Origin of the sequence: Anaerococcus lactolyticus ATCC 51172, from assembly GCF_000156575.1 — a bacterium.
GTDB lineage: Bacteria > Bacillota > Clostridia > Tissierellales > Peptoniphilaceae > Anaerococcus > Anaerococcus lactolyticus.
On record NZ_GG666170.1, the window covers coordinates 1 to 240 of the forward strand.

The window sequence follows — 240 nt, forward strand, 5'->3', positions numbered from 1 at the left end:
GACCGGGGAAACCGCTCTTTTCAGAGCCTTCCGACGAGGTCGTACGATGCAGCATGTCCGTCTTGGCAATAGCGGCCTGAAAGTCTCCCGGCTCTGCCTGGGGTGCATGACCTATGGCGATCCGGCGTGGCGTCCATGGGTGCTGNCGAGGAACGGGCGCGTCCGTTCATTCGCGAGGCGCTGGAAGCCGGGATCGACTTCTTCGACAGTGCCGATATCTATTCCACCGGCGAGAGTGAG

At 61.9% G+C, this 240-nt stretch carries 1 protein-coding gene; it reads left to right on the top strand.

What is annotated here, in order from left to right; all coding sequences use genetic code 11:
• Positions 1 to 135: 135 nt before the first annotated feature.
• A partial coding sequence (locus HMPREF0072_RS12765) for an aldo/keto reductase (protein ID WP_211204252.1) occupies positions 136 to 240 on the top strand: 105 nt, incomplete at its 3' end.